This window comes from Jeotgalibaca porci, from assembly GCF_011299095.1.
GTDB lineage: Bacteria > Bacillota > Bacilli > Lactobacillales > Aerococcaceae > Jeotgalibaca > Jeotgalibaca porci.
In genome coordinates this window covers 815,480-837,457 of the sequence record NZ_CP049889.1, presented here as the reverse complement: position 1 = coordinate 837,457, position 21,978 = coordinate 815,480, and the positions used below count along the sequence as shown (strand labels likewise).

The following is a 21,978-nucleotide window of genomic DNA, read 5'->3' as shown; positions in this document are numbered from 1 at the left end:
TATGAATGAGTTACAATCTCTTTCTCAGATATTCCAAAATAAATTATTTAGAATTCCGGATTATCAGAGAGGTTACGCTTGGCAGGATTCACAGCTGCGTGATTTTTGGGAAGATTTGATTAACCTTCAATCTGATAGAAATCATTACACTGGCTTGTTATCGATGAAGGTTCTGAGCAAGGATGAAGCAAAAAAACTTGATACAGATGATAAGTGGCTTTTGGATAGTGGTTTCAGACCATATCATATTGTCGACGGACAGCAGCGTCTTACAACATTTGTTATCCTGCTGAATGAAATAGTGGAGTTTATTGCTTCTCTTCCTGAGAACGAAAGCAAACCGGATGAAAATATATATCTTGGATATGAGAATCTGAAAGATATAAAGGCAAAGTATATCTGCAGAAAAAGACCGCCAGAGGGATTTATTATTACATATCTCTTCGGATATGAGAATGACAATCCTAGCGCTGAATATCTCAAGCATAAAATATTCGGCGAGAAGTTTGGTGGAACGTTAAAAGAAACCTATTATACAAAGAACCTGCTTTATGCAAAGCGATTCTTCAATAAAGAAATTACCGCTTTTTATGAAAAAGGTGGTATGGACGGTATTGCTGAACTGTATAGAAAACTTACACTTCGATTCATGTTCAACATTCATGAAATTGAAGACGACTACGATGTCTTTGTTGCCTTCGAAACAATGAATAATAGAGGTAAGCGTTTAACAAATCTGGAGTTACTAAAGAACAGATTGATTTACCTTACTACATTGTATGACCGTTCTATTTTGGATGAAATTAATGAAGCAGCACTGCGTGAGAAAATAAATAAAGCCTGGAAAGAGGTTTATTATCAGCTTGGTAGAAATGAAAATACTCCGCTGTCTGATGATGAGTTTTTGAGAGCGCATTGGATTATGTACTTCTCATATTCTCGTAAAAAAGGCGATGATTACATTAAGTTCCTGCTGCGCAAATTCTCCCATAAATCCATTTTTATGAATTTTGCTGAGAACGAAACGCCTGTGGAGGATGACACAATCCCTGTTGTAGTTGATGATGAGGATACAGATGATCCATCTGACGTTCAGGAAAATGAAGCAGTAGAAATGGCGCCAGGTTTCCTTGCACCAAAGGAAATCGCAGACTACGTAAATAGCCTTAATGAAACGGCAGAATACTGGTATTACACGTATTATCCAGAAGAGTGCAATACAATCTCAAAAGAAGAAAAAGTATGGATTGGTAGACTTAACCGTATAGGTATTGGCTATTTTAGACCGCTAGTAGCAGTGTCATTGATTCCTAGTGTCGGCGCTACAGCGGAAGAACGAATCAATTTTTATAAAGCTGTGGAAAGATTTATTTTTATTGATTTTCGTATGGCTATGTACCAGTCCAGTTATCAGAGCAGTGAATTTTACCGTAATGCGCGTAAGGTTTATAACAACGAAATGAAACTAACAGAAGTGGCAGCACTTCTGAATGAAATTGCAGATGCCGATGCGCCAAGTGCTATTCAGGTGTTTGTAACAAAAATGAATAAGCGCTTTATTTCAAACGATGGCTTCTATAGCTGGAGAGATTTGAAATACTTCTTATATGAATATGAGTATTCACTCGTATCTCAATATAAAATCGAAAAACTGCAATGGGCTGACTTAACGAAGGTTGTAAAGGACCAGGTTACAGTGGAACACATCCTTCCTCAGACGCCAACAAAGGCTTATTGGAAAAATCAGTTCAGACAGTTTACTGCAGAAGAAATAAAAACACTTTCTGCGACACTTGGTAATATGCTGCCTCTTTCCCAGAGCATCAATTCCAGATTACAAAATGATAGCTTTGAAGAAAAGAAAAATCGTGGGTATTATAACGGTTCTCATTCCGAAATTGAGGTCAGCAAAGAGTCTGATTGGGATGCAAACAAAATATATGAGCGTGGCATAAAACTTCTTCATTTTATGGAAGAACGCTGGAATTTCAAGTTTGCAAGCCAGGAACAGATGGAAGAGCTACTGCATATTTCTTTTGTGAATGATGGCAGAGATATTCCGCCAGAGCTGATCGAAGAAGAATCAAGTGCTGAAGAAATTGTAGTTCCATCTGATATTTCGGATGATGATTTGAAGCTGCAGTTCTGGACAAAGGCGCTTCCTGTTATTGTTGATGCATTCGGTGATAACAGTACATATTCGAATGTATCTCCATCAACGAGAAGTACATTAGATGGCTTCGTTGGCATTGGTGGCATCAATCTGTATTGTACAATGAGATTAAGAAAGCATACCTTAAGTGCAAATATATGGATTGATGTTAAGAATAGAGAAAAGAACAAGAAAATCTTTGATGTTATGTTTGCAAGAAAAGATAACATCGAAAAAATAGTTCCTTACGCCATTGGGTGGAATCGTGGTGTCAAACGTTCTTCTACAGTAAATGTAGAGATAGAGAATGTTGACTTTAACGATACAGGTAGATGGCCGGAGCTGATTGATTTCTTGGCAACAACATGTGTCGCATTAAAATCGGAATTGATAACTGCGTGTGCAGATGAACTGCATGCAGTCATTGATGGGGATTAAGCGGAATAGTTAGTTCGCGAAAATTACAAGGTATGTAATGAAATCTAATACATATCTAGGAAGGAGAATGATTATGGCAGATATTATAAAAATGCCTAATTCAGAAATGGCACCGTCAGATGAAATAAAAGAAACAGCATTAATTGAAATTGCAGATGGTTTATTATTTGACGCTCGTGCAAATATAGCAGAACAGAAATCACTGAGTGTTCCTATTGCGGAGTTGGCTACGCTTGGTGCCGGTGTATCATCATTAATGCCAGCGCTTAGGACAGTAACACAGACAACAACTATTAATACAACGGGTCTTTATCAATTGGCTAATGCCGCAGTTGGAGATACGTTGAAGGTTGCTAGTAACGGTAATTTCTGGGGTGCATTCAAAACAGCAGATGGTGCATCGAAGTTTGCACAGCTCCAGTCGGCTGGCCCATTGACCGCAACAACTCAGTCTGTAGCAGCGATAAATCCGGCTACAATGATGATGGCGGTTGCGTTGTTCTCTGTTGAACAGAAGCTTGGTGAAATTGAGAAAATGCAGAAGCAGATAATTTCATTCTTGGAAATTGAAAAAGAATCTGAGATAGAAGCTGACGTTGAAACGCTATCTAACATTATCGCTAAGTATAAGCTAAATTGGGATAATGAGCATTTTGTGGCTAGTAATCATAAACTGGTATTGGATATTCAAAGAACTGCGCGTAAAAATATGAATGGGTACCAGAAAAAAGTTGATGAAGTGCTTAATTCGAAAAAGCCTGTTGTTGTACAAAATCAGGTGAATTCTACACTTAGGGACTTACAGAAAAAATTCAAATACTACAGACTTTCCTTATACACATTCTCAATGGCATCCATGATGGAGATTATGTTGAGTGGTAATTTTAAGGAAGAATATATCACTGGTATTAAAGAAGAAATAGAAAAGCTTTCGTCAGTGTATAGAGATTTATTTGGCCAGTGCTCGCTTTATCTTGAAAAGATAAGCGGAGTATCGGTAGAAGTAAATGTGCTGAAGGGAATCGGAACTGCAAGCAAGGCTGTAGGAAAGTTCATTGGTAGCATTCCACTTGTTAAGGAAGGCCAGGTTGATGAATTCTTACAGGATAGTGGTAAGCATATCAAATCAAATGCAAAAGAAATAGAGATGAGTGCAATTACTGCTTTTGCGGAAATCAGCAATCCTGAAACACGTGTGTTTATAGACAGAATGGAAGATATGATACAGATTTATAATCACACAGAAAGAATCTGCTTTGATGATAAGAAGATTTATCTAATTGCAGGCTAGATACACATTAACGATTTTAAAAGCTAACGTTGAAATGTGCTCGATATGTTTTCGTAAACGGACAGGCGGTACAGACGTACTTCCTGTCGTATCGAGCCATGTTGAAGCAGTTGTGAAGCTGGAAAAATTATGCCATAATGTTTATAGAAGAAGGATATCTAGAAACATTATGATGGAAATGGGCTAGTATCTAATTATACAGTTGCTGAATATAAGGTTGATATTGCTAATTACAATGAGTCGCCCACGCCACTGTATTTTAAAAAAGTAAAAAATAATCAAAATCTAATTAAAATTATAAATAGATGTGTTCGAATGAGATTAATATATGTTTAGATTGATGAAAACATCAGAAAACTATTTAGCAATAGTTACAACTTGGCTGTTGAAGGATAAAGTCCATATAAATTAATATTTGTTTAGAAAGGGAGATCATTATGAGGGTAGCTAAATATTTTCAAATTGCATTTTTAGTTGTGGGAACTCTAACAGCTTTAGAGTTTATCTTTCTTAGAGGAATGTTCACATGGTTAATTGTTGTTACTGCTGTTATAGTTGTTGGAAGCCTGAATGTGATTATAAATATAAAAGATAAAGAATGGTTACAGGCTTCTCTTTATATCCTGTCAACTATAGCTCTTTGTATGGGATATTTTACACTTGCATAAGCAGTGTGATGTATTAAAAAAGTATTCCGAAAATAAAATGCCTTGTTTCACTATTGATTGGACCCATTGGAACAGGCCTGGGTAATATATTAGGAGGTGTCATTACTTGGTTAAATCAATTTGCTGGCTGGTTAGTTTCAGCACTTCTCGGTGGTTTTGGAATGTTTATCATTATGGCTGGAGGGCACTATGCGCTCATTCCAATCGCAACACAAAATTTAGCTCAAGTTGGCTTTGATAATTTAATGATGACGGGCTTATTACCAGGTAACATGGCCATGGCAGGGGCTGCATTCGCTATTGCGATGCGTACAAAATCAAATGGTTACAAACAATATTCGATTTCGGCAGCTGTTACAGCGCTCTTGGGTGTTTCTCAGCCGGCACTTTATGGGGTTGCAATTCCAATCAAAAAAGCAATGACTGCGATTATTATTGGTGGCTTCATTGGCGGTTTATATGCGGGTATTGTTGGGGTCAAAGGGTTTGCGCTCTCCGATCCAGGTTTGGCAGCATTGCCTGCTTACATTTCACCAGATGGTAGCTGGGGTAATTTTATAAACACGCTCATCACGATGGTCATTGCTTTTGGTATGACATTTGCTTTCACGTATTTCGGGTCTTATGAAGAACTTTCGCAAGAAGAAATTGAAGAAATTACAGTAAATCAATAGTAATTTAATATTTTTTAGAGTTTCGGTAATGAGACCGAGCCTTAAAATATAGGAAAGGAGTAAACTATGAAACCAAAAAAGAGGAACATTGCCATTCAAGACACGTACGGCGAAAGATTTCAAAACTGTTGGGGATGTGGTCCCAAAAATGAACAAGGTCTCCATTTGAAAACATATCCGAGTGAAGATGGTGAAACCTGTATTACGCAATTTGAACCCGACAATCAGTACACGGGTGGCGTACCAAATAATCTTTTTGGCGGCATGATTGCGTTGGTGTTTGACTGTCACGGGACGGCTTCTGCTGCTTGGTTTGCCCACAAAAACAAAGGACTCGCACTCACAGAGGAAACAGTGATTGGCCGTTTTATCACGGCGAGGCTGGAAACAGACTACAAGAAGCCTGTACCAATGGATGAAACAATTACAATTCGTTCCTCTATTGAAGAGCTCAGTGAGAGAAAAGCAATTGTTCGTATGAAAATGGAAGCAAGCGGAGTGGTTCGCGCAGAAGCACGTATGGTTGCTGTAGCAGTCAAGGACGATATGTAGCTACTATCCAGGCGGACGGTTTATTTTTAACAAGGAAGCGTATTGAAACAATCTTAAAGGTTGTCTCAATGCGCCTTTTTGTTGCTATCATTTTTGTGTCGACAGAATAACTAACGAGGGGATGAATCTCTGGATACGAAGTGTTATATTATTAGTAGCGAAATGATAACCCTTTCATTTTAAGCTTAATAGTCACAGGAGGACACAATATGCCGAACAATAACAGACAAGAAACAAGAATTGCTACGTCGAGAAAAGCGCCAGCTGAGATTACTGATTCAGCTTATCTCTTCCCCGCATTCTCGAATAACGAAGTATTACTTAATAAAAAGAAAAACTATTTGCCAGCAATGGGGTGGAATAGTTGGAATGCCTTTGGAAGTAAGAACAGTGAAGCTCTCACAAAAGAAATTGCGGATAAACTCATAGAATTAGGCTTAGCTGATTTAGGCTATCAGTATGTTGTCTTGGATGATGGGTGTTATAAGTCCGAACGAATCGACGGGTTGCTTGCAAATGAAACCGTTAAATTCCCGAGCGGATTCAGAGCCTTATCCGATTATATTCACGAAAAAGGTCTTCTCTTTGGTATGTATAATGATATCGGTACAAACCTTTGCGCTGGTGCGGCAGTTGGAACATGCGGATTTGAAGATGTGGATGCGCAGACTTACGTGGACTGGGGAGTTGATTTCTTAAAAATCGATAACTGTTACTACCTGTGGGATAACGCGACTTTTTCAGATGAAACCAATGCCAAATACACCTTTGCTCCAAACATCAGAAGCATCACGCTAAGCGGAAATGACGTACGATTAACCTTAAACGCCGTTAAAGATGGCACATTACTCGGTCAAGGCGCAGTCAAAAATGAAGCGGATTTTGTTTCAAATATTGGAACTTTTGATGGCACACATGCCGATATGACGCCAGTTGGGGAGCTATCATCTGAACTTTCATTTACTGTGACGGTGCCAAAAACTGGTGACTACAGGATGACTGTCAATTATGCCAGTGCTGAGGAAGTGGGAACAGGACGGTGGCTGCAGGTTGCCGTAGGTCCTCTGGCTAGTGAGAAAAGATACCTTGATAAACTCTTACCGCTTACCGAAACGGAAACAACTTTTACCGATTCAGAAGAAATAATTATTTCGTTATCTGAAGGCGAAAATACAATCCGCTTAATGAATCACCGCAGACAAGAAAATACGCTTCATTCCTATGCAGCGCTACTGGAAGGATTAAACGCAGCGGATCCAAACCATGAGATACTCCTTTCCATTTGTGAATGGGGAAAAACGCAGCCACAACATTGGGGCTATAAAGTAGGCGATTCATGGCGCATTCTGAACGATATAACTTTCAATGTCGGTGCGGACGGTGATCCGGGACAAGCGGTTTGGGAAGATGACTATACTGCGAGTATCACTTCACAATACAATAAGAATGTCATCATGGATGAATTTTCCGGATTAGATAAAGGGTGGAATGATCCTGATATGTTGGTCATCGGTATGAACGGCATCACCGAAACGATGAGCCAAACGCATATGGCAATGTGGTGCATGATGAACGCACCGTTAATGCTTGGCCTCGATTTACGTAACGTCGAAAAAGGAGATGCAATTTGGCAAATCATTGCAAACGAAGCATTGATTGAACTAAACCAAGATCTTTTAGGAATCCAAGCGAAACGTATTTATTGTTCACTCGACCAAGAACAACCAGACCAAGCATACATAAAAGACAACAATCGTTTTGATATCCTTGCCAAACCACTTGCAAATGGCGACGTCGCACTCTCATTTATTAATTTACATAAAGAGCATGACCCTAAAGAGCATGCAGTGACTGTCGAGCAGATAGCTGCCTATATGGGTAAGGAAATGACCGCGGTTGAAGCGTTCATTAACGCCGAGAGTTATACGATTACCGACTTGTGGACGAATGAAAAAACGGAGAATACGACAGGTATATTCTCGGTAGAAAATATAGCTGCTTATGGCAATCAAACGATTCGGGTGACAGCAAATTAAAATGAAAACTTTTAGCGATATAGAAGATCATTGGGTAGAGCCAACGATTAGTGAACTCGTGAAGCGTCAGATTATTCACTTTGAACCAAGCCTTCTTTTTTATCCTGAACAGAAAATAACAACGGAACAGTTTGTTAGCTGGCTTGTAAACAGTTGTCATGTACGCATTGCAAATCAGTGGACGTATGCACTTGAAAAAGGCCTAGCTGAAGATTATGATTTTGTGAACCGTGAAAAACCCATCGAACGCCGACAAGCAGCGCGCATGGTCCATGATACGTTACGGATTGAAAGGAAAGAAAAAAACGAGGACGACTGGGCCGCAGCCAAAAAACTGACTGATTTGTACAGTTGTCGCACTTGCGTCCAGCATATTTCGCAAGTCTATGTAAAAGGGATTATCGATCCTGTCAAACCGACTCATTTCGACGTAACCGGCCCGTTAACGCATGCCGAGGCTGCCGTGATTTTATTACGAATGATTGATACTACAAAGCGAAACCCAAGAATGAAAAGGGAAAATACAATAGTAAATGCCCTGACCCCAGATCAAGCGACTGCACTTTTCGAAGAACATAAAAAAGCTCAATTACTGGATGTCCGCTCTCAGGAAGAGTATCAAGAAAGCCATCTTCCCAACAGTGTCTCAGCCCCCTTGGAGACGATGAGTCAGCTTAACCTGGAAAAAGAAACCCCGCTTGTATTGTATTGTCAAAAGGGATTCAAAAGCCAGTTAGCAGCGGAATTACTAATTGAAGCGGGGTATTTACATGTTTATACAATCCCAGGTATTGGCACGTTTGACTATAAACGTCTATAGGAAACGAGAAGAACAAAAGCATATGGTTTGGTAACAGCCTTAAAAATCTCTATAATAAAAGAAAAGGATGAAGTATATCTAATCTAATAGAGAGAGGCGTGAAAATGATGGGAAATTTATTATGGACGATTATCGTAGTATTAGTAGCTCTGTGGTTGATTGGTCTCGTTTTAGAAATCGGAGGAGCACTTATCCACTTCCTACTAATCATTGCCGGAATTATCTTTGTTTACCAACTGATTACCGGTAAAAGAAAGTTATAAGACAAATGAAAGACTTCGAAACGCGATTATGAGTTTCGGAGTCTTTTTTGCGACGTTAAAATAGAAACGAATGAACCGAAAAATAGCTTTACAATCAGTTGGACGCCGGATTTTCCATTTGAACTCGATGTAAACAGTTTTACAATCAGTTGGTCGGCGTTTTTACCATTTGAACTCGATGTAAACAGTTTTACAATCAGTTGGTTGGCGGATTTCCCAGTCGAACTCGATGTAAACAGTTTTACAATCAGTTGGACGCCGGATTTTCCATTTGAACTCGATGTAAACAGTTTTACAATCAGTTAGTCGGCGTTTTTACCAGTCGAACTCGATGTAAATAGTTTTACAATCAGTTGGTCGGCGTTTTTCCCATTTGAACTCGATGTAAATGGGTTTCCTATAGTTCCGACGAAGCTGTTGCGAAATACGTTACTTGGAAAGCACATGAAACGATTCAAGATACAAAGGATTTTATCCAATTTTTTGTTTGGTAACGTTTAACGAAACGGTGTATACAGGACCAGGTATATCAGCTAAAATATAGAGGAGTATGATATAGAAAAATCAGACAAGGGCGGAGATTTTTTTGGATGTTTATATAGCGAGGCAGCCTATTTTTGATAGAAAACTAGCAATTTTTGGATATGAATTATTGTATCGGAGAAGCATGAACAACTTTTATGAAGGTTTGGATGATACTCAAGCAACAGCTGAATTAATAAATAATGCTTTTTTAACGATGCATTTTTCAGAATTAACTGAAAGGACGCGGGCCTTTATTAATTTCTCAGATGATATGTTAATTGATGAAATACCAAAACTTTTACCTCGCGACACCGTATTTATAGAAATCTTAGAAACCGTTGAAGTAACAGATGAGCTTCTGGAAGCTGTTAAAAGCTTGAGAAAAAGCGGTTATACGATTGTATTGGACGATTTTGTCTTCTCACAGAGACATTTACCCTTGGTGGATGTTGCGGACATGATAAAAATAGAATTCAACAATATGAATAGAGCAGTCCAAAAAATGGTAATAGATAAATATCGACACAAAATAAAATTTATCGCTGAAAAAGTAGAAACGCGTGAACAGTTTCAAGATGCGATGGATATGGGGTATGACTATTTCCAAGGTTATTTTTTCAGCAAACCGATGATGATTAAGAGTAAAGAAGTTTCCTATTTAAATATAAACTTAATCCGGATATTAGAATTACTTCATCATACGGAGCCTGATTTTGAAGAAATAAGAGAAGTTATTGCGACGGATCTAGGTCTTTCTTATAAGTTACTGCGTTTGGCCAACTCCGTTCTGATTGGTAAACGCCATAAAATCACATCTGTTAAGCGGGCAATGGTGCAATTAGGCCTTTTAGAGATGCGGAAATGGATTTATATTATTATGTTGAAAGATTTCCAAATGATAGAGAACAAAGAACTGATTAAAAATTGTTTGATTCGAGCCAAAATGATGGAACTGGTTGCAATTAACGAAGGAAAAGACGCGGAGAAAGAAGATTATTTCTTGGCAGGTATGTTTTCTGAAATTGATGTTTTAATGAATCGTAAGATGGTAGATGTGGTAGCTGAGTTACCTTTGAAAGAATCTGTTCGTACCACACTATTAGGCGGAGATAATCAAATGAAACAAACGTTGGATCATTTGATTGAGAGAGAAAAAAATGAAAATAGTGAACAAGAAAAGCAAGATGCAGAGTTGATGACTATTTATCTCGAAGCACTCGCTTGGGTAGCTGATATTCAAATGATTTAACTTAATGAAAAAAGCTGATACTTGGGTGTCAGCTGTTTCAAAAAAACTACAAATCGAGCCAGGTTCACGAGTAATTCCACTCCAATCAATCACAAAAATAGAAGTTGTTTAATAAATATTAGAGGGGCCGGGAAGTAACTCCTGGCCCCTCTACTATTAACGAATGAATTGCTCATCATTCCCCATTTTAGGACATAACTGGGCAATGATACCCGAATCATTCCTCACTATGGGAGATACCTGTGCAATGATGGCCGCATCATTCCCCACTTTGAGACATAACCAGGCAATGATACCCGAAACATTCCCCACTATGGGAGATAACTGGGCAATGATACCCGAAACATTCCCCACTACGGGACATAACTGGGCAATGATGCCCGAAACATTCCCCACTATGGGAGATAACTGTGCAATGGTGCCCGAATCATTCCCCACTATGAGACATAACCGGGCAATGATGCCCGTTTCACGAAGAGTCAAAAAATACCATGCATGACAATTAGCATACATGGCACAAATGATTTTGTTTATTTACCTGTTTACTTGACAGGGGGCAGTTTATTACGGGGACAATGCTATTTATTTTTTCTTTTCCCAATCTACTTCAAAGAAATCATTTCCTTCGCGGATAAAGAGTGGATAGTTGGTGCGATAAATACTGCCTTCAGGGTCTTGTTCGAGATACATGACAAAGTTCTTCGGATACAAAGAAAGTAATTTTGAAAAAACATGGTTTTGGTCGATAATGATAGTTTGAATTTCTTCATCACTTTCGAACCAGTCTGTCTTCAAATGGAAATAGGCACCAGGAGCTATTTTCGTTTCGTAATTACAAATGGTTAGGATTGATTGCGGCATAATAGTTCATCCTCTCATATCTCTTTTGTTCATTGTATCACATTATATAAAATAAAAAACGCGATAAAAGATTTCTCTTATCGCATTTTTAAAAAGATTATATTTTCTTTACAAGTTCAGACTTTAAGTACATACGTCCGGAACCTTCAATGGTACATTCAATATCATGTCCATCAACCGGATCTGCTAAAATACGGATGTTTGCGCCTCGCGTACCTTGTTTAAGTTTATTTGCACCTTTAAGCTTAATATCGCGGATGACGGAAACGTTGTCACCATCACTTAGCTCACTTCCGTTTGCATCACGGACGATTTGTGCTTCTAAAGCTGCTGCTTGATCTGCTTCTGTCCATTCGTGCGCACACATTGGACAAATCATCACCGTTCCATCTGTATATGTCAAATCACTGCCACACTCAGGACAATTTGGTAAACCGCTCATTCACACTACCTCCAGTAACTTTTTCCCAATTGGGTCTCTCCCATTGTACCTTATTCTAATTTTTTCACAATCCCACCGTTTGGCACGCGACTAGGAACAGGCTATAATAAGAAAAGAAGGGGTTGAACAGAGTGGACGGAAAATTAAGAAGTAATATCAAAATCGGTGCAAAAGTAAGTGTTGTACAAAAGCAAGATCAGCGCACCGGGAAATTAACAGAGGGAATCGTTGCAAAATTATTGACGAAATCCCCGAATCATCCCCATGGCATCAAGGTTATGCTGGAAGATGGCATTGTTGGCAGAGTAAAAGAAGTACTTTAGTTATAAAAGAAAAGGGGATGTTGATACCGATGACAGAAGCTCAAATTTTAATTCGCAATGTCTCTGCGTCAGATTTAGACGTGGTGACGTTAGTAGAAGCAACTTGTTTTCCCCAAGCAGAGGCGGCACCAAAAGCTGCTCTTAATGAACGGATTGCCGCGTTTTCGGAAAGTTTCTTTGTAGCGGAACATATGGGTGAAATCATTGGCTTTGTAAATGGTAATGTCACGAATGAACGTGTGATTAGTGACGACATGTTTGCCAATACAGCCTTACATAACCCAGAAGGCCTTTATCAAGCGATTTTCGGATTAGCGGTTATTCCGTCTTTTCAGAAACAAGGAATTGCTGCGAAGTTGTTGCACCATCTCATTGCTGATGCCAAGGATAAAGGTCGTAAGGGCGTTATTTTAACTTGTAAAGAGCAATTACTTCCTTATTACACAGGCTTTGGATTTAATAACATAGGAGTCTCCCAATCCACGCATGGCGGAAGTGAATGGTACGATATGATTCTAGAATTTCCAATTGAATGAAATTTCACAATTTTCAAATTGTGAATTGTAACGACAACTTTTTCATGGTATTATTTGTGCTGTGGGAAAAGTTGTTTTTTATTTACATTTATATGTGAATAAAAACACAATAAAACCACCAAAAAATAAATACAGTGATACGGGAAAGAACGTATCATTTACATATAGTGATGGGCAGTGATGGTGCAAATGTTGCAAGAGAGCAAAATAATCCACTTGATGGGAACCGTTATCGAAGTCTCGGTTGTGCATGAGAACGCCAAAGCAATCATTAGTAACGTCGAGAAGATGTTAAAAATGTACGAGCAACGTTTTAGTGCAAACGATTCCGGATCCGAATTGGGACAAGTCAACCAAGCAGCGGGTATTCAGCCTGTCGCTGTACATCCAGACTTGTTCGAATTAGTACAAATTGGTAAAAAGCACAGTTGTGAGGCCGGCAGTCTTTTAAATATTGCCATTGGCCCGTTGGTTCAGACTTGGCGCATTGGCTTTTCAGATGCACGTGTCCCTGATGACGTAGAAATTCAGCAACTGCTGGAAATCACGAATCCGGAGAATATTATTTTGGATCCGAAAACCCAGAGCATTTACTTAATCAAGCCTGGAATGAAGATTGACTTAGGGGCTTTGGCTAAAGGGTATATTGCTGACCGGGTTATTGATTATTTGCGAGCAGAAGCGGTCACTTCTGGCTTAATCAATTTAGGTGGGAATCTGGTTGTGATTGGCCCAGCACCGCGCCGAGAAGATGGGAATTGGCGTATCGGTATTCAGAATCCAACCAAAAAACGGGGCGACTCGCAAGTTGTTCTCAAAGTTTCGAACCAGTCTGTGGTGACGTCCGGTGTTTATGAACGTCATCTCAAAAAAGAAAGCCAATCGTATCACCATATTTTGAATCCAGAAACGGGCTATCCGGTCGAGACAGACATGGCCAGTTTGACCATTGTTTCTACTCAATCCGTTGATGGTGAGATTTGGACAACGCGATTGTTCGGCAAACCGATTCCCTATATATTGGAGCAAATCGAACAATTGCCTGGTATTGAAGGGTTGATTATTACACAGACAGGCCACGTTTTGATCACGAGCGGTCTGAAAGAAAAGTTAGTTTAAGACGCATGCGTCAGGAAGGAATATATTAAAAATGAAAAAATTAATCGGATTAGTAGGTACAAACTCAGACAAATCTACAAACCGTCAATTATTACAATATATGAGCCAACACTTCGATCACTTGGCTGAAATTGAATTGGTTGAAATTAAAGATTTCCCTCTATTTGATAAGCCGGATACAAAAGAATTACCGGCAATCGTTAAAGAAGTTGCGGCTAAAATCGAAGCAGCTGACGGAGTTATTATCAGTACCCCTGAATACGACCATACAATTACTGCGGCTCTTTCTAATGCACTTGCATGGTTATCATACGGAATCTATCCATTCGTTGACAAAGCTGTAATGATTACGGGTGCCTCTTACGGAAAGTTGGGATCATCCCGTGCACAACAACACTTGCGTCAAATCCTGGACTCACCTGAACTAAAAGCACGTATTATGCCGAGTTCCGAATTCTTGTTGGGCTATTCCTTACAAGCATTTGATGAAAATAATCAATTGGTTGATGCAGAGAAAGTAGAACAGTTGGATCGTATTTTCGATGACTTCTTATTCTTTATTTCTATCACTAGTCAACTAATGACCGCTCACGCTGCTAACATCAAAGAAGCTGAAAACTTTTCTTGGGACAAGAAATAGAGAAGGAGAAATAAAACGATGAAATTAATTGGTATAGTAGGTTCAAATGCGGCTTTCTCTTATAACCGCCTTTTACTAGAATTTATTGCAAAAACATATAAAAAGAGTTTTGAAATGGAAGTCTTGGAAATTACGGATATACCGCTTTTTAACCAAAGCGACGATCAAACAAATAGTCCGGAAATCCAAAAGTTCAATAAAAAAATCATGGCGGCAGATGGCGTTATTATTGCGACACCGGAACATAACCGCACGATTACACCCGCACTGAACAGCATCATTGAATGGTTGTCCTTTAAAATCCATCCCTTGGATAAAAAGCCTGTTATGATTGTGGGAGCCTCTTGGTATGATCAAGGAACCTCCAGATCACAATTACACTTGCGTCAAATTTTGGAAGCACCTGGTGTGGGAGCATATGTTTTCCCAGGTAATGAATTCCTCTTAGGCGAAGCAAAAGAAGCTTTTGACGAGAATAACAATATCAAGGACCCCGGAACAGTTAAATTCCTAGGCGAGATGCTTGATAAGTTTGGTCGTTATGTCACTATTATCAATGAATTGGAAAGACCGGCAAAACCAGTTGCAGCACCGGAAGACTTATTCGCTACTGGTAAAATTGATACAACAATTGAAGGCGTTGATATGTATGCGGAAGATTGGGTAGAGCAGGCAGCAGAGAAAGTAAATGCTGCAGAAGGAAATGACTATGTGAAGTTGGACCGCGGTGTTTTGACAGTCGATCAGTTAAACCACTTTTTGAACTCCATGCCAATGGAATTGACATTTGCGGACAGCAACAACCAATTTTTATACTATAACCATATGAAACCAGCCGAAGAAATGTTGGCTTCTCGTACACCTGGGCAAGCGGGTAACCCGTTGGCGAAGTGTCACCCAGAAAGCAAACATGGCAGTGTTCAGTGGGTTATCCAACAATTACGTTCCGGTGCATCAGAGTGTATCAGCGTAAATGTACCGACACATGGCCCGGACAAATATGTGGTACATAACTACCAAGCCATTCGCGATTATGAAGGCAACTATATTGGTATCAACGAATACATTCATGACTTGAAACCAACGATTGATTGGTACCTCCAACAAACTGGTCAAGAACTTGTGGGAAGTAAAACAGACAGCGTTTCTAGTGCGACTGCAAATGACAGCACAACAGATAGTGTTTCCAGTGCTTCTCAAACCAATCCAGTTGAGACAATCGAAGCGACAGATAGTGTGTCTGGCGCATCCCAAAACCATTAATAACAAGTAAAACAGAGCATCTTCGTTCATTTATGCGCCAAGCACAAGTGAGCGGGGGTGTTTTTTAAATCCATATTATTCTACATCCCTCTGTCTTTACGATAAAATAGTAAATGAGGAGTGATAAGGATGGCTACGATTTATGAGGACTTTAAAGAAGCAATCATGAAAGATCCGGAAAATTTATCTTTTACAGAGCGCGGGATTGAGCCGCTCTTTTCAGCACCAAAAAATGCTAAAATTGCTATTATTGGCCAAGCACCGGGAATCAAAGCACAAACGACCAAGAAATTTTGGAATGATCAAAGTGGAGTCCGTCTTCGCGAGTGGATGGGCGTTTCCGATGCGTTATTTTATGAATCGGACTTATTTGCAGTGTTACCAATGGATTTTTATTATCCAGGAAAAGGGAAGTCGGGGGATTTACCGCCACGCAAAGAGTTCGGACCAAAATGGTTGCCTTTAATTCTAGCTGCATTACCACAGATTGAACTCGTTATTTTAATTGGTAATTACGCTCAGAAATACTATTTAAAAGATACGAAGTACCGCACTTTGACAGAAACAGTTGCACACTACGAAGAATATTTACCAGCCTATTTCCCGATTGTACACCCATCCCCGCTTAATGGCCGATGGTTGAAAGCCAATCCGTGGTTTGTCGAAAAAGTAGTACCTGAATTACAGAAACGGGTCGCAGAAATTATTAATTAAAGAAACGTATCAGGAGGAAAGTTATGGAAATACGCTATACGATTACGGAAGAAGATTATATTCAGTTTAATCTGTATCATATTGAGGAGTCCGCAAGCCTTCGGAAGCAGTTCCAGATGTTGCGTTTGTATTTGCCGCTTCTCATGGCAGTGGTTATTTTTTTAGTGGGAACACAAGTACTGAAACAGCCTGCCCTTTATTGGGTAGTCGTTGCTGTTTTGTACGCCGTTGGTTGGTTTGTAATCTATCCCCGTTTATACAAAAAGAGTATTCGAAAGAATGTGGTGAAAATGGCGCGCGAAGGTGATAATACGTCTGTATTTGGGGATAAAACCCTGGAAATTGCGGGCGATAAAATCACGATTTCCGGTCAGGATACCACGGAAATAATTGACAAAACAGCTATTAAAGAAATCAAACAAAAAAAAGATTTGCTGATTCTTTATAATAGTTCCGTTTCTGCTCATATTATTCCCACACGGTATTTGACTGATTCCGAGTTGGCGACGTTGACTGCGTTTTTAAAAAAATGAGACTTGCATTAAATTTTTTCTTCGGTATACTTTGAGTAATTGAACCTTTAACTGGCGTCCAGAGAGACGAAGAAGGCACCTATTTATGGAATCATACTTTTTATGAGGCCTCTTCTTTTTGCGCGCAATCAAAAAGAAGAGGCCTTTTTATTTTTATCAAATGGCACGGGAGGAAAAACATGGCTAAGGTAATCATGAATGATAAGGAAATGCTGCGCGCTTTGACGCGTCTATCTTACGAAATTGTCGAAAGAAACAAGGGCGTTGAAAATATCTTACTGCTGGGAATTGAGACGCGCGGGGTTTATTTAGCCAAGCGGATTGCTGAGCGAATTGCACAAATAGAAGGACCTGTTGCAGTCAAAGGTCTGGATATCAAGCCTTACCGTGATGATTGGGAAGGGGATAAACCTGAACCCGCTCCTGAAAAGGACTTAACGAATAAAAAAGTAATCTTAGTGGATGATGTTTTATATACCGGTCGTTCGATTCGTGCCGCACTGGATGCGTGCATTGACCGTGGTAGGCCGGCTGAGATTTCACTGGCTGTCTTGGTCGATCGGGGTCACCGGGAACTACCGATTCGTCCAGACTATATCGGGAAAAACATTCCGACTTCTCGCAAGGAACGTGTCAGGGTACATGTACAAGAACGGGACGGAGAAGATGCCGTTTTAATTGAATAAAATATATTTGTGAAAATCACTTAAATTGGGACAGAGAGACCAGAAGCGAAATCACCTTCTTTAGGTGCGCCTGGTCTCTGGATCGGGCGTATTTTTTAATTTCAAAGCCGAATTTTGGAGGACAGCGATGAGAAATTTTTTATCAGTAGAACAGTTCAATAATCAGGAAATTATGCATTTACTTGAGAGAGCACGTGCATTCAAAGCAGGGACCGACTCCTTCAAGAGCGATGCTACTGTTGTAAATATGTTTTTTGAAAACAGCACCCGAACGAAACATAGCTTTGAAATGGCCGAACACAAAATTGGCATGACACCTTTTAATTTCGATGTGGGCAGTTCTTCTGTCAGTAAAGGCGAGAGTCTGTATGATTCAGTTTTGACAATGCAAGCAGTAGGGGTTGATGTTGCGATTATCCGCCACCCCGACAGCAATTACATGGATCAACTGATTAACTTAAAAATTCAAATCGTAAATGCAGGCAGTGGAAATGGGCAACATCCCTCACAATCCCTCTTGGATATGCTGACCATTTACGAAGAGTTTGGTACTTTCCAAGGTGTTAAAGTCGCGATTATCGGCGATATCGTCCATTCACGCGTGGCGATGAGCAATATGACGCTCCTCAATCAACTGGGTGCGCATGTAATTTTTTCCGGCCCGCCGGCTTACTTTAACCCGTCGTTCGAACGTTACGGAACGTACATGACAATGGATGAAGCGATAAAAGAAGCAGACGTCGTGATGATGCTGCGGGTACAGCTCGAGCGCCACGAAACGGAAGAACTCGAACGTTTTTCTAAAGTTTCTTATCATGAAAAATACGGACTCAACCGCGCACGCTACGAAACGATGAAAGAGCACGCTATTATTATGCATCCCGCACCCGTCAATCGCGACGTCGAATTGGATAGCGAACTGGTCGAATGTGAGAAAAGTCGGATTGTTCAACAAATGAGTAACGGTGTCTATGCACGCATCGCAATTTTAGAATGGGTATTGGAGGGGCGTTACGAATGAGAATCGTACTAAAAAATGGCCAAAGAATTGTGAAAGAAAACGAGTTGGAACGGATTGACATTGCGATTGAAAAGGGAATAATCACGGAAATCGGCAAGAATCTAACGGGCGATAAAGAAATCGAATTGCACGAAAAGTTGGTAACGCCGGGATTGGTAGATGTCCATGTGCATTTCCGTGAGCCAGGATTTACCGACAAAGAAACGATTCGAACCGGCACACAAGCAGCTGCGAGAGGCGGCTATACAACTGTGTGCGCGATGCCGAATACAAATCCGATTCCGGATACAAAAGAAAAAATGGCAGCGGTACGGTCATTGATTGACCGGGATGCTTGTATCAATGTGGAGCCGTATGCCCCCATTACTTACGGTTTGACGAGTGAGGAACTTGTTCGTATGAATGAAGTTGAAGCTTTTGCGTACACGAATGATGGCGTAGGTGTGCAAGACGCAGGTACTATGTTTTTAGCCATGGTTCAAGCGGCGAAATACAACCGGCCGATTGTGGCCCATACTGAAGATAACAGTTTACTTTTCGATGGGGTGATGCATGAAGGCTTTAAGAGTAAAGAATTGGGACTCCCTGGAATTATGGGCATTGTTGAGAGTTCTCAGATTGCCCGGGATATTCATTTGGCGAAAGAAACCGGCGTTCACTACCATGTGTGTCATGTGTCGGCGAAAGATTCTGTTGCGGCTATCCGTTCTGGGAAAATGCAAGGCGTGAATGTCACTGCAGAAGTTTCTCCACACCATCTGTTACTGAATGAAGGCCACATTCCAAGCGACGATGCCAATTACAAAATGAACCCGCCGTTACGCAGCGAAGAAGATCAACGCGCACTATTGGAAGGGTTTCTGGATGGAACGATCGACATCATTGCGACCGATCATGCACCGCATACCGAAGACGAGAAAAGTGGCGGTTTTATGAACGCACCCTTTGGTATTGTTGGCTTGGAGACAGCTTTTGCCTTACTGTATACACAGTTTGTGAAGCCAGGCGTTTTTAGTTTGGAATTTTTGATTGACCGTATGAGTAAAATACCTGCTCGTCTGTTTCAATTGCGTCAAGCAGAATTACGCGTCGGCAGTGTGGCAGATTTGGCTGTATTTGATTTAGACACACCGTATACAATCGCGAAAGAAGATTACCGGTCGAAATCATCCAATACACCTTTTAACGGTAAAACGGTTTATGGCATGTGTGCGCTCACACTCTACAACGGAGCAATAGTTTGGAATAATGAAAAGGATGAGGTGGAAAAATGAATCGTTTAGCTGTTTCTTTACCCGGATTAGAGTTAAAAAATCCAATTATGCCGGCATCGGGCTGTTTTGGTTTTGGTGAAAATTTCGGAGGACGATTTGATTTAGGTGTCTTGGGTGCGGTGATTGCTAAAAGTGCGACGTTGACTGAGCGCGTTGGTAATCCGCAGCCACGCGTCATTCGCACCACGAATGGATTATTAAATGCAGTAGGATTAAAAAATCCTGGTCTGGAAGCTATTTTGAGCGAAAAATATACATACCTGGCACAATTTAATGTGCCGATTATCGCCAACGTGGCCGGCTCTACTGAGGAAGAATATGTGGAAGTGTGCCGCCGTATGTCGGAGGCGCCAAACGTAAAGGCCATTGAATTGAACATTTCTTGCCCGAACGTAAAAGAGGGCGGCGTCGCATTTGGAACCGATCCAGAAGTCGCGGCGCGTCTGACCGCTGCCTGTAAAGCCGTCACGCATTTACCGATTTATGTGAAATTAACGCCGAACGTGACTGATATCGTCGCGATTGCGCAAGCCGTTGAAGCTGCCGGTGCGGACGCTATCTCTATGATTAATACGATTACGGGAATGGCAATCGACGTCACGACGCGTAAACCAATTCTTGGAAATCTAACCGGCGGGTTATCCGGTATCGGAGTAAAGCCGATTGCAATTCGGATGATTTACCAAGTGTCGCGTGCCGTGTCGATTCCGATAATCGGAATGGGCGGCGTGTCCACAGTCGATGACGTTTTTGAGATGATCATGGCAGGCGCGACTGCCGTAGCGATTGGAACTGCCAACTTCAATGACCCATTAATCTGCCCAAAAATTATCGGAAAATTAGAGCAGCGCATGGATGAGCTGGGAATTGCATCCATTCAAAGTTTGGTGGACGAAGTCCGTGCGAATCGCTAAAAGTTATTACTCAACGAGAAAAGACTTGCTTAAACGGTATATCCAATTCGAATGAGCGCTTTTCATACAAAAAAATCGCGATGGCACAATCAACCTTCTGATTGCATCATCGCGATTTTTTAATTTATTTCTCCAACAATTCTTTTACGAAAAAATCGGTTACTTTTTCCATTGTATGGGTACGCACCAAATGCACTTCATCCTCATCCACAAAAGTAATGTTTGGCGTATCTTTCTGCTCTTCCATAAACTCAGCCACGTGATCATACGGCACAACCGTATCCTCAGTCCCATGCCAAATGAACAACGGCCGACCCGCCAATGTTTCTGGGCGAAGCGACAAATCATAAGACGGAATCCAATTTACTAATTCGTCGTAGTCCTCCGGCAAATAACGATCGTATTCCTTTGCGAAATACTTGATGCGTTCTTTATAAGCAACAGGTTTGGGCGAACCCATCACACACGCCGCTGCTTTAATTTCCGGATGATGCGTTAAAAGGGCACACGTCGTCATCCCGCCCATGGACGTTCCGCCGACACCAATGACGTCACCAACCACACCGATTTTCCTGAAATGATCCAGTATAAATCCGAACTCGAATAAGTTGGATTGAATACTCTGCCAAAAAGTCAGAGAAGGAATTTTAGAAACGGGCTGCTTGCGGTCGCCATGACTCATTGCATCGGGCAATAACACCCGGAAACCTTCACGCGCCAAGTAGCGTGCTTGGGTTAGATTCATTTCCTTTGAAGATTGCCAGCCATGATAATAAACGATGAGCGGTAATTTTTTATTTCTATTTTCATGCGCAACGACTTCCATTATCGGAAGCGTTCCTAGTACGCGTTTGCGAACAGTCATTTTCACGGTCTTCACCTCAACGCTATCATATCAAATTGAAGCCGGGTGTGACTAGAATGTTGTTTGGATTAGTCGTCATCATCGCTAACAGATTCTACAAATAGAAGAAAATTGTGTGA

The 21,978-nt window shown here is 40.6% G+C and carries 24 protein-coding genes; 20 read left to right on the top strand and 4 right to left on the bottom strand.

Annotated elements, in window-relative coordinates:
* Position 1 precedes the first annotated feature (1 nt).
* The 9 genes from G7058_RS04310 (at position 2) to G7058_RS04270 (ending at position 10,668) form a co-directional block, all read left to right on the top strand.
* Positions 2 to 2,590 carry a DUF4268 domain-containing protein gene (locus G7058_RS04310; RefSeq protein WP_166062400.1) on the top strand — a complete coding sequence of 863 codons (2,589 nt, stop codon included), beginning with the start codon at positions 2 to 4 and terminating at the stop codon, positions 2,588 to 2,590.
* Positions 2,591 to 2,663: 73 nt separating this feature from the next.
* Positions 2,664 to 3,881 carry a DNA helicase UvrB gene (locus tag G7058_RS04305; RefSeq protein ID WP_227004494.1) on the top strand — a complete coding sequence of 406 codons (1,218 nt, stop codon included), beginning with the start codon at positions 2,664 to 2,666 and terminating at the stop codon, positions 3,879 to 3,881.
* 437 nt (positions 3,882 to 4,318) lie between these two features.
* On the top strand, positions 4,319 to 4,549 hold the full coding sequence (locus G7058_RS04300) for a hypothetical protein (protein WP_078755707.1): 231 nt from the start codon (positions 4,319 to 4,321) through the stop codon (positions 4,547 to 4,549).
* Between the two features lie 53 nt (positions 4,550 to 4,602).
* Positions 4,603 to 5,223: a hypothetical protein gene (locus tag G7058_RS04295; protein ID WP_405002860.1), complete on the top strand. Its 621-nt coding sequence runs from the start codon at positions 4,603 to 4,605 to the stop codon at positions 5,221 to 5,223.
* Between the two features lie 66 nt (positions 5,224 to 5,289).
* Positions 5,290 to 5,775: a hotdog domain-containing protein gene (locus G7058_RS04290; protein WP_166062398.1), complete on the top strand. Its 486-nt coding sequence runs from the start codon at positions 5,290 to 5,292 to the stop codon at positions 5,773 to 5,775.
* A 209-nt stretch (positions 5,776 to 5,984) separates the two neighbouring features.
* Positions 5,985 to 7,811 carry an alpha-galactosidase gene (locus G7058_RS04285; RefSeq protein WP_166062397.1) on the top strand — a complete coding sequence of 609 codons (1,827 nt, stop codon included), beginning with the start codon at positions 5,985 to 5,987 and terminating at the stop codon, positions 7,809 to 7,811.
* Between the two features lies 1 nt (position 7,812).
* Positions 7,813 to 8,631 carry a rhodanese-like domain-containing protein gene (locus tag G7058_RS04280; protein ID WP_166062396.1) on the top strand — a complete coding sequence of 273 codons (819 nt, stop codon included), beginning with the start codon at positions 7,813 to 7,815 and terminating at the stop codon, positions 8,629 to 8,631.
* Between the two features lie 104 nt (positions 8,632 to 8,735).
* A complete protein-coding gene (locus tag G7058_RS04275; RefSeq protein ID WP_227004493.1) occupies positions 8,736 to 8,894 on the top strand; it encodes a lmo0937 family membrane protein in 159 nt (52 codons plus the stop codon).
* Positions 8,895 to 9,561: 667 nt separating this feature from the next.
* Positions 9,562 to 10,668 carry an EAL and HDOD domain-containing protein gene (locus G7058_RS04270; RefSeq protein ID WP_227004492.1) on the top strand — a complete coding sequence of 369 codons (1,107 nt, stop codon included), beginning with the start codon at positions 9,562 to 9,564 and terminating at the stop codon, positions 10,666 to 10,668.
* A 156-nt stretch (positions 10,669 to 10,824) separates the two neighbouring features.
* Here G7058_RS04270 and G7058_RS04265 read toward each other — a convergent pair whose 3' ends face one another.
* From G7058_RS04265 to G7058_RS04255, 3 genes are all read right to left on the bottom strand, one after another.
* Complete coding sequence (locus G7058_RS04265) at positions 10,825 to 11,151, bottom strand: hypothetical protein (protein ID WP_166062393.1); 327 nt, start codon at positions 11,149 to 11,151, stop codon at positions 10,825 to 10,827.
* Positions 11,152 to 11,250: 99 nt separating this feature from the next.
* Entirely contained in the window at positions 11,251 to 11,529 is a 279-nt protein-coding gene (locus G7058_RS04260; protein WP_166062392.1) for a hypothetical protein, read from the bottom strand.
* Positions 11,530 to 11,626: 97 nt separating this feature from the next.
* Positions 11,627 to 11,971: a zinc ribbon domain-containing protein YjdM gene (locus G7058_RS04255; RefSeq protein WP_166062391.1), complete on the bottom strand. Its 345-nt coding sequence runs from the start codon at positions 11,969 to 11,971 to the stop codon at positions 11,627 to 11,629.
* A gap of 131 nt (positions 11,972 to 12,102) precedes the next feature.
* Between G7058_RS04255 and G7058_RS04250 the strand changes: the two genes are divergently transcribed.
* The 11 genes from G7058_RS04250 (at position 12,103) to G7058_RS04200 (ending at position 20,994) form a co-directional block, all read left to right on the top strand.
* The gene (locus G7058_RS04250) at positions 12,103 to 12,294 is read left to right on the top strand and encodes a YwbE family protein (protein WP_166062390.1); all 192 of its coding nucleotides are present in this window, start codon (positions 12,103 to 12,105) and stop codon (positions 12,292 to 12,294) included.
* 29 nt (positions 12,295 to 12,323) lie between these two features.
* Positions 12,324 to 12,830 (top strand): GNAT family N-acetyltransferase, encoded by a 507-nt coding sequence (locus G7058_RS04245; protein ID WP_166062389.1) that lies wholly within the window; start codon positions 12,324 to 12,326, stop codon positions 12,828 to 12,830.
* Between the two features lie 189 nt (positions 12,831 to 13,019).
* Positions 13,020 to 13,949, top strand: a complete 930-nt coding sequence (locus G7058_RS04240) for an FAD:protein FMN transferase (protein ID WP_193567979.1) — start codon at positions 13,020 to 13,022, stop codon at positions 13,947 to 13,949.
* Positions 13,950 to 13,980: 31 nt separating this feature from the next.
* Positions 13,981 to 14,589, top strand: coding sequence for an NADPH-dependent FMN reductase (locus G7058_RS04235; protein ID WP_166062388.1), 609 nt, complete (start codon positions 13,981 to 13,983; stop codon positions 14,587 to 14,589).
* 18 nt (positions 14,590 to 14,607) lie between these two features.
* Positions 14,608 to 15,852, top strand: a complete 1,245-nt coding sequence (locus G7058_RS04230) for an NADPH-dependent oxidoreductase (protein ID WP_166062387.1) — start codon at positions 14,608 to 14,610, stop codon at positions 15,850 to 15,852.
* Positions 15,853 to 15,981: 129 nt separating this feature from the next.
* Positions 15,982 to 16,566: a uracil-DNA glycosylase family protein gene (locus tag G7058_RS04225; RefSeq protein WP_166062386.1), complete on the top strand. Its 585-nt coding sequence runs from the start codon at positions 15,982 to 15,984 to the stop codon at positions 16,564 to 16,566.
* Between the two features lie 23 nt (positions 16,567 to 16,589).
* Positions 16,590 to 17,099 carry a YcxB family protein gene (locus tag G7058_RS04220; protein ID WP_166062385.1) on the top strand — a complete coding sequence of 170 codons (510 nt, stop codon included), beginning with the start codon at positions 16,590 to 16,592 and terminating at the stop codon, positions 17,097 to 17,099.
* A gap of 179 nt (positions 17,100 to 17,278) precedes the next feature.
* A complete protein-coding gene (gene pyrR / locus G7058_RS04215) occupies positions 17,279 to 17,785 on the top strand; it encodes a bifunctional pyr operon transcriptional regulator/uracil phosphoribosyltransferase PyrR (RefSeq protein WP_166062384.1) in 507 nt (168 codons plus the stop codon).
* 127 nt (positions 17,786 to 17,912) lie between these two features.
* Positions 17,913 to 18,806: an aspartate carbamoyltransferase catalytic subunit gene (locus tag G7058_RS04210; RefSeq protein WP_166062383.1), complete on the top strand. Its 894-nt coding sequence runs from the start codon at positions 17,913 to 17,915 to the stop codon at positions 18,804 to 18,806.
* Positions 18,803 to 20,080: a dihydroorotase gene (locus tag G7058_RS04205; RefSeq protein WP_166062382.1), complete on the top strand. Its 1,278-nt coding sequence runs from the start codon at positions 18,803 to 18,805 to the stop codon at positions 20,078 to 20,080. Before G7058_RS04210 ends, G7058_RS04205 begins: the two co-directional genes overlap by 4 nt.
* Positions 20,077 to 20,994 (top strand): dihydroorotate dehydrogenase, encoded by a 918-nt coding sequence (locus tag G7058_RS04200; RefSeq protein ID WP_166062381.1) that lies wholly within the window; start codon positions 20,077 to 20,079, stop codon positions 20,992 to 20,994. Before G7058_RS04205 ends, G7058_RS04200 begins: the two co-directional genes overlap by 4 nt.
* 124 nt (positions 20,995 to 21,118) lie before the next feature.
* Here the strand turns inward: G7058_RS04200 and G7058_RS04195 are convergent, their stop codons facing one another.
* On the bottom strand, positions 21,119 to 21,865 hold the full coding sequence (locus G7058_RS04195) for an alpha/beta fold hydrolase (protein WP_166062380.1): 747 nt from the start codon (positions 21,863 to 21,865) through the stop codon (positions 21,119 to 21,121).
* Between the last annotated feature and the right edge of the window lie 113 nt (positions 21,866 to 21,978).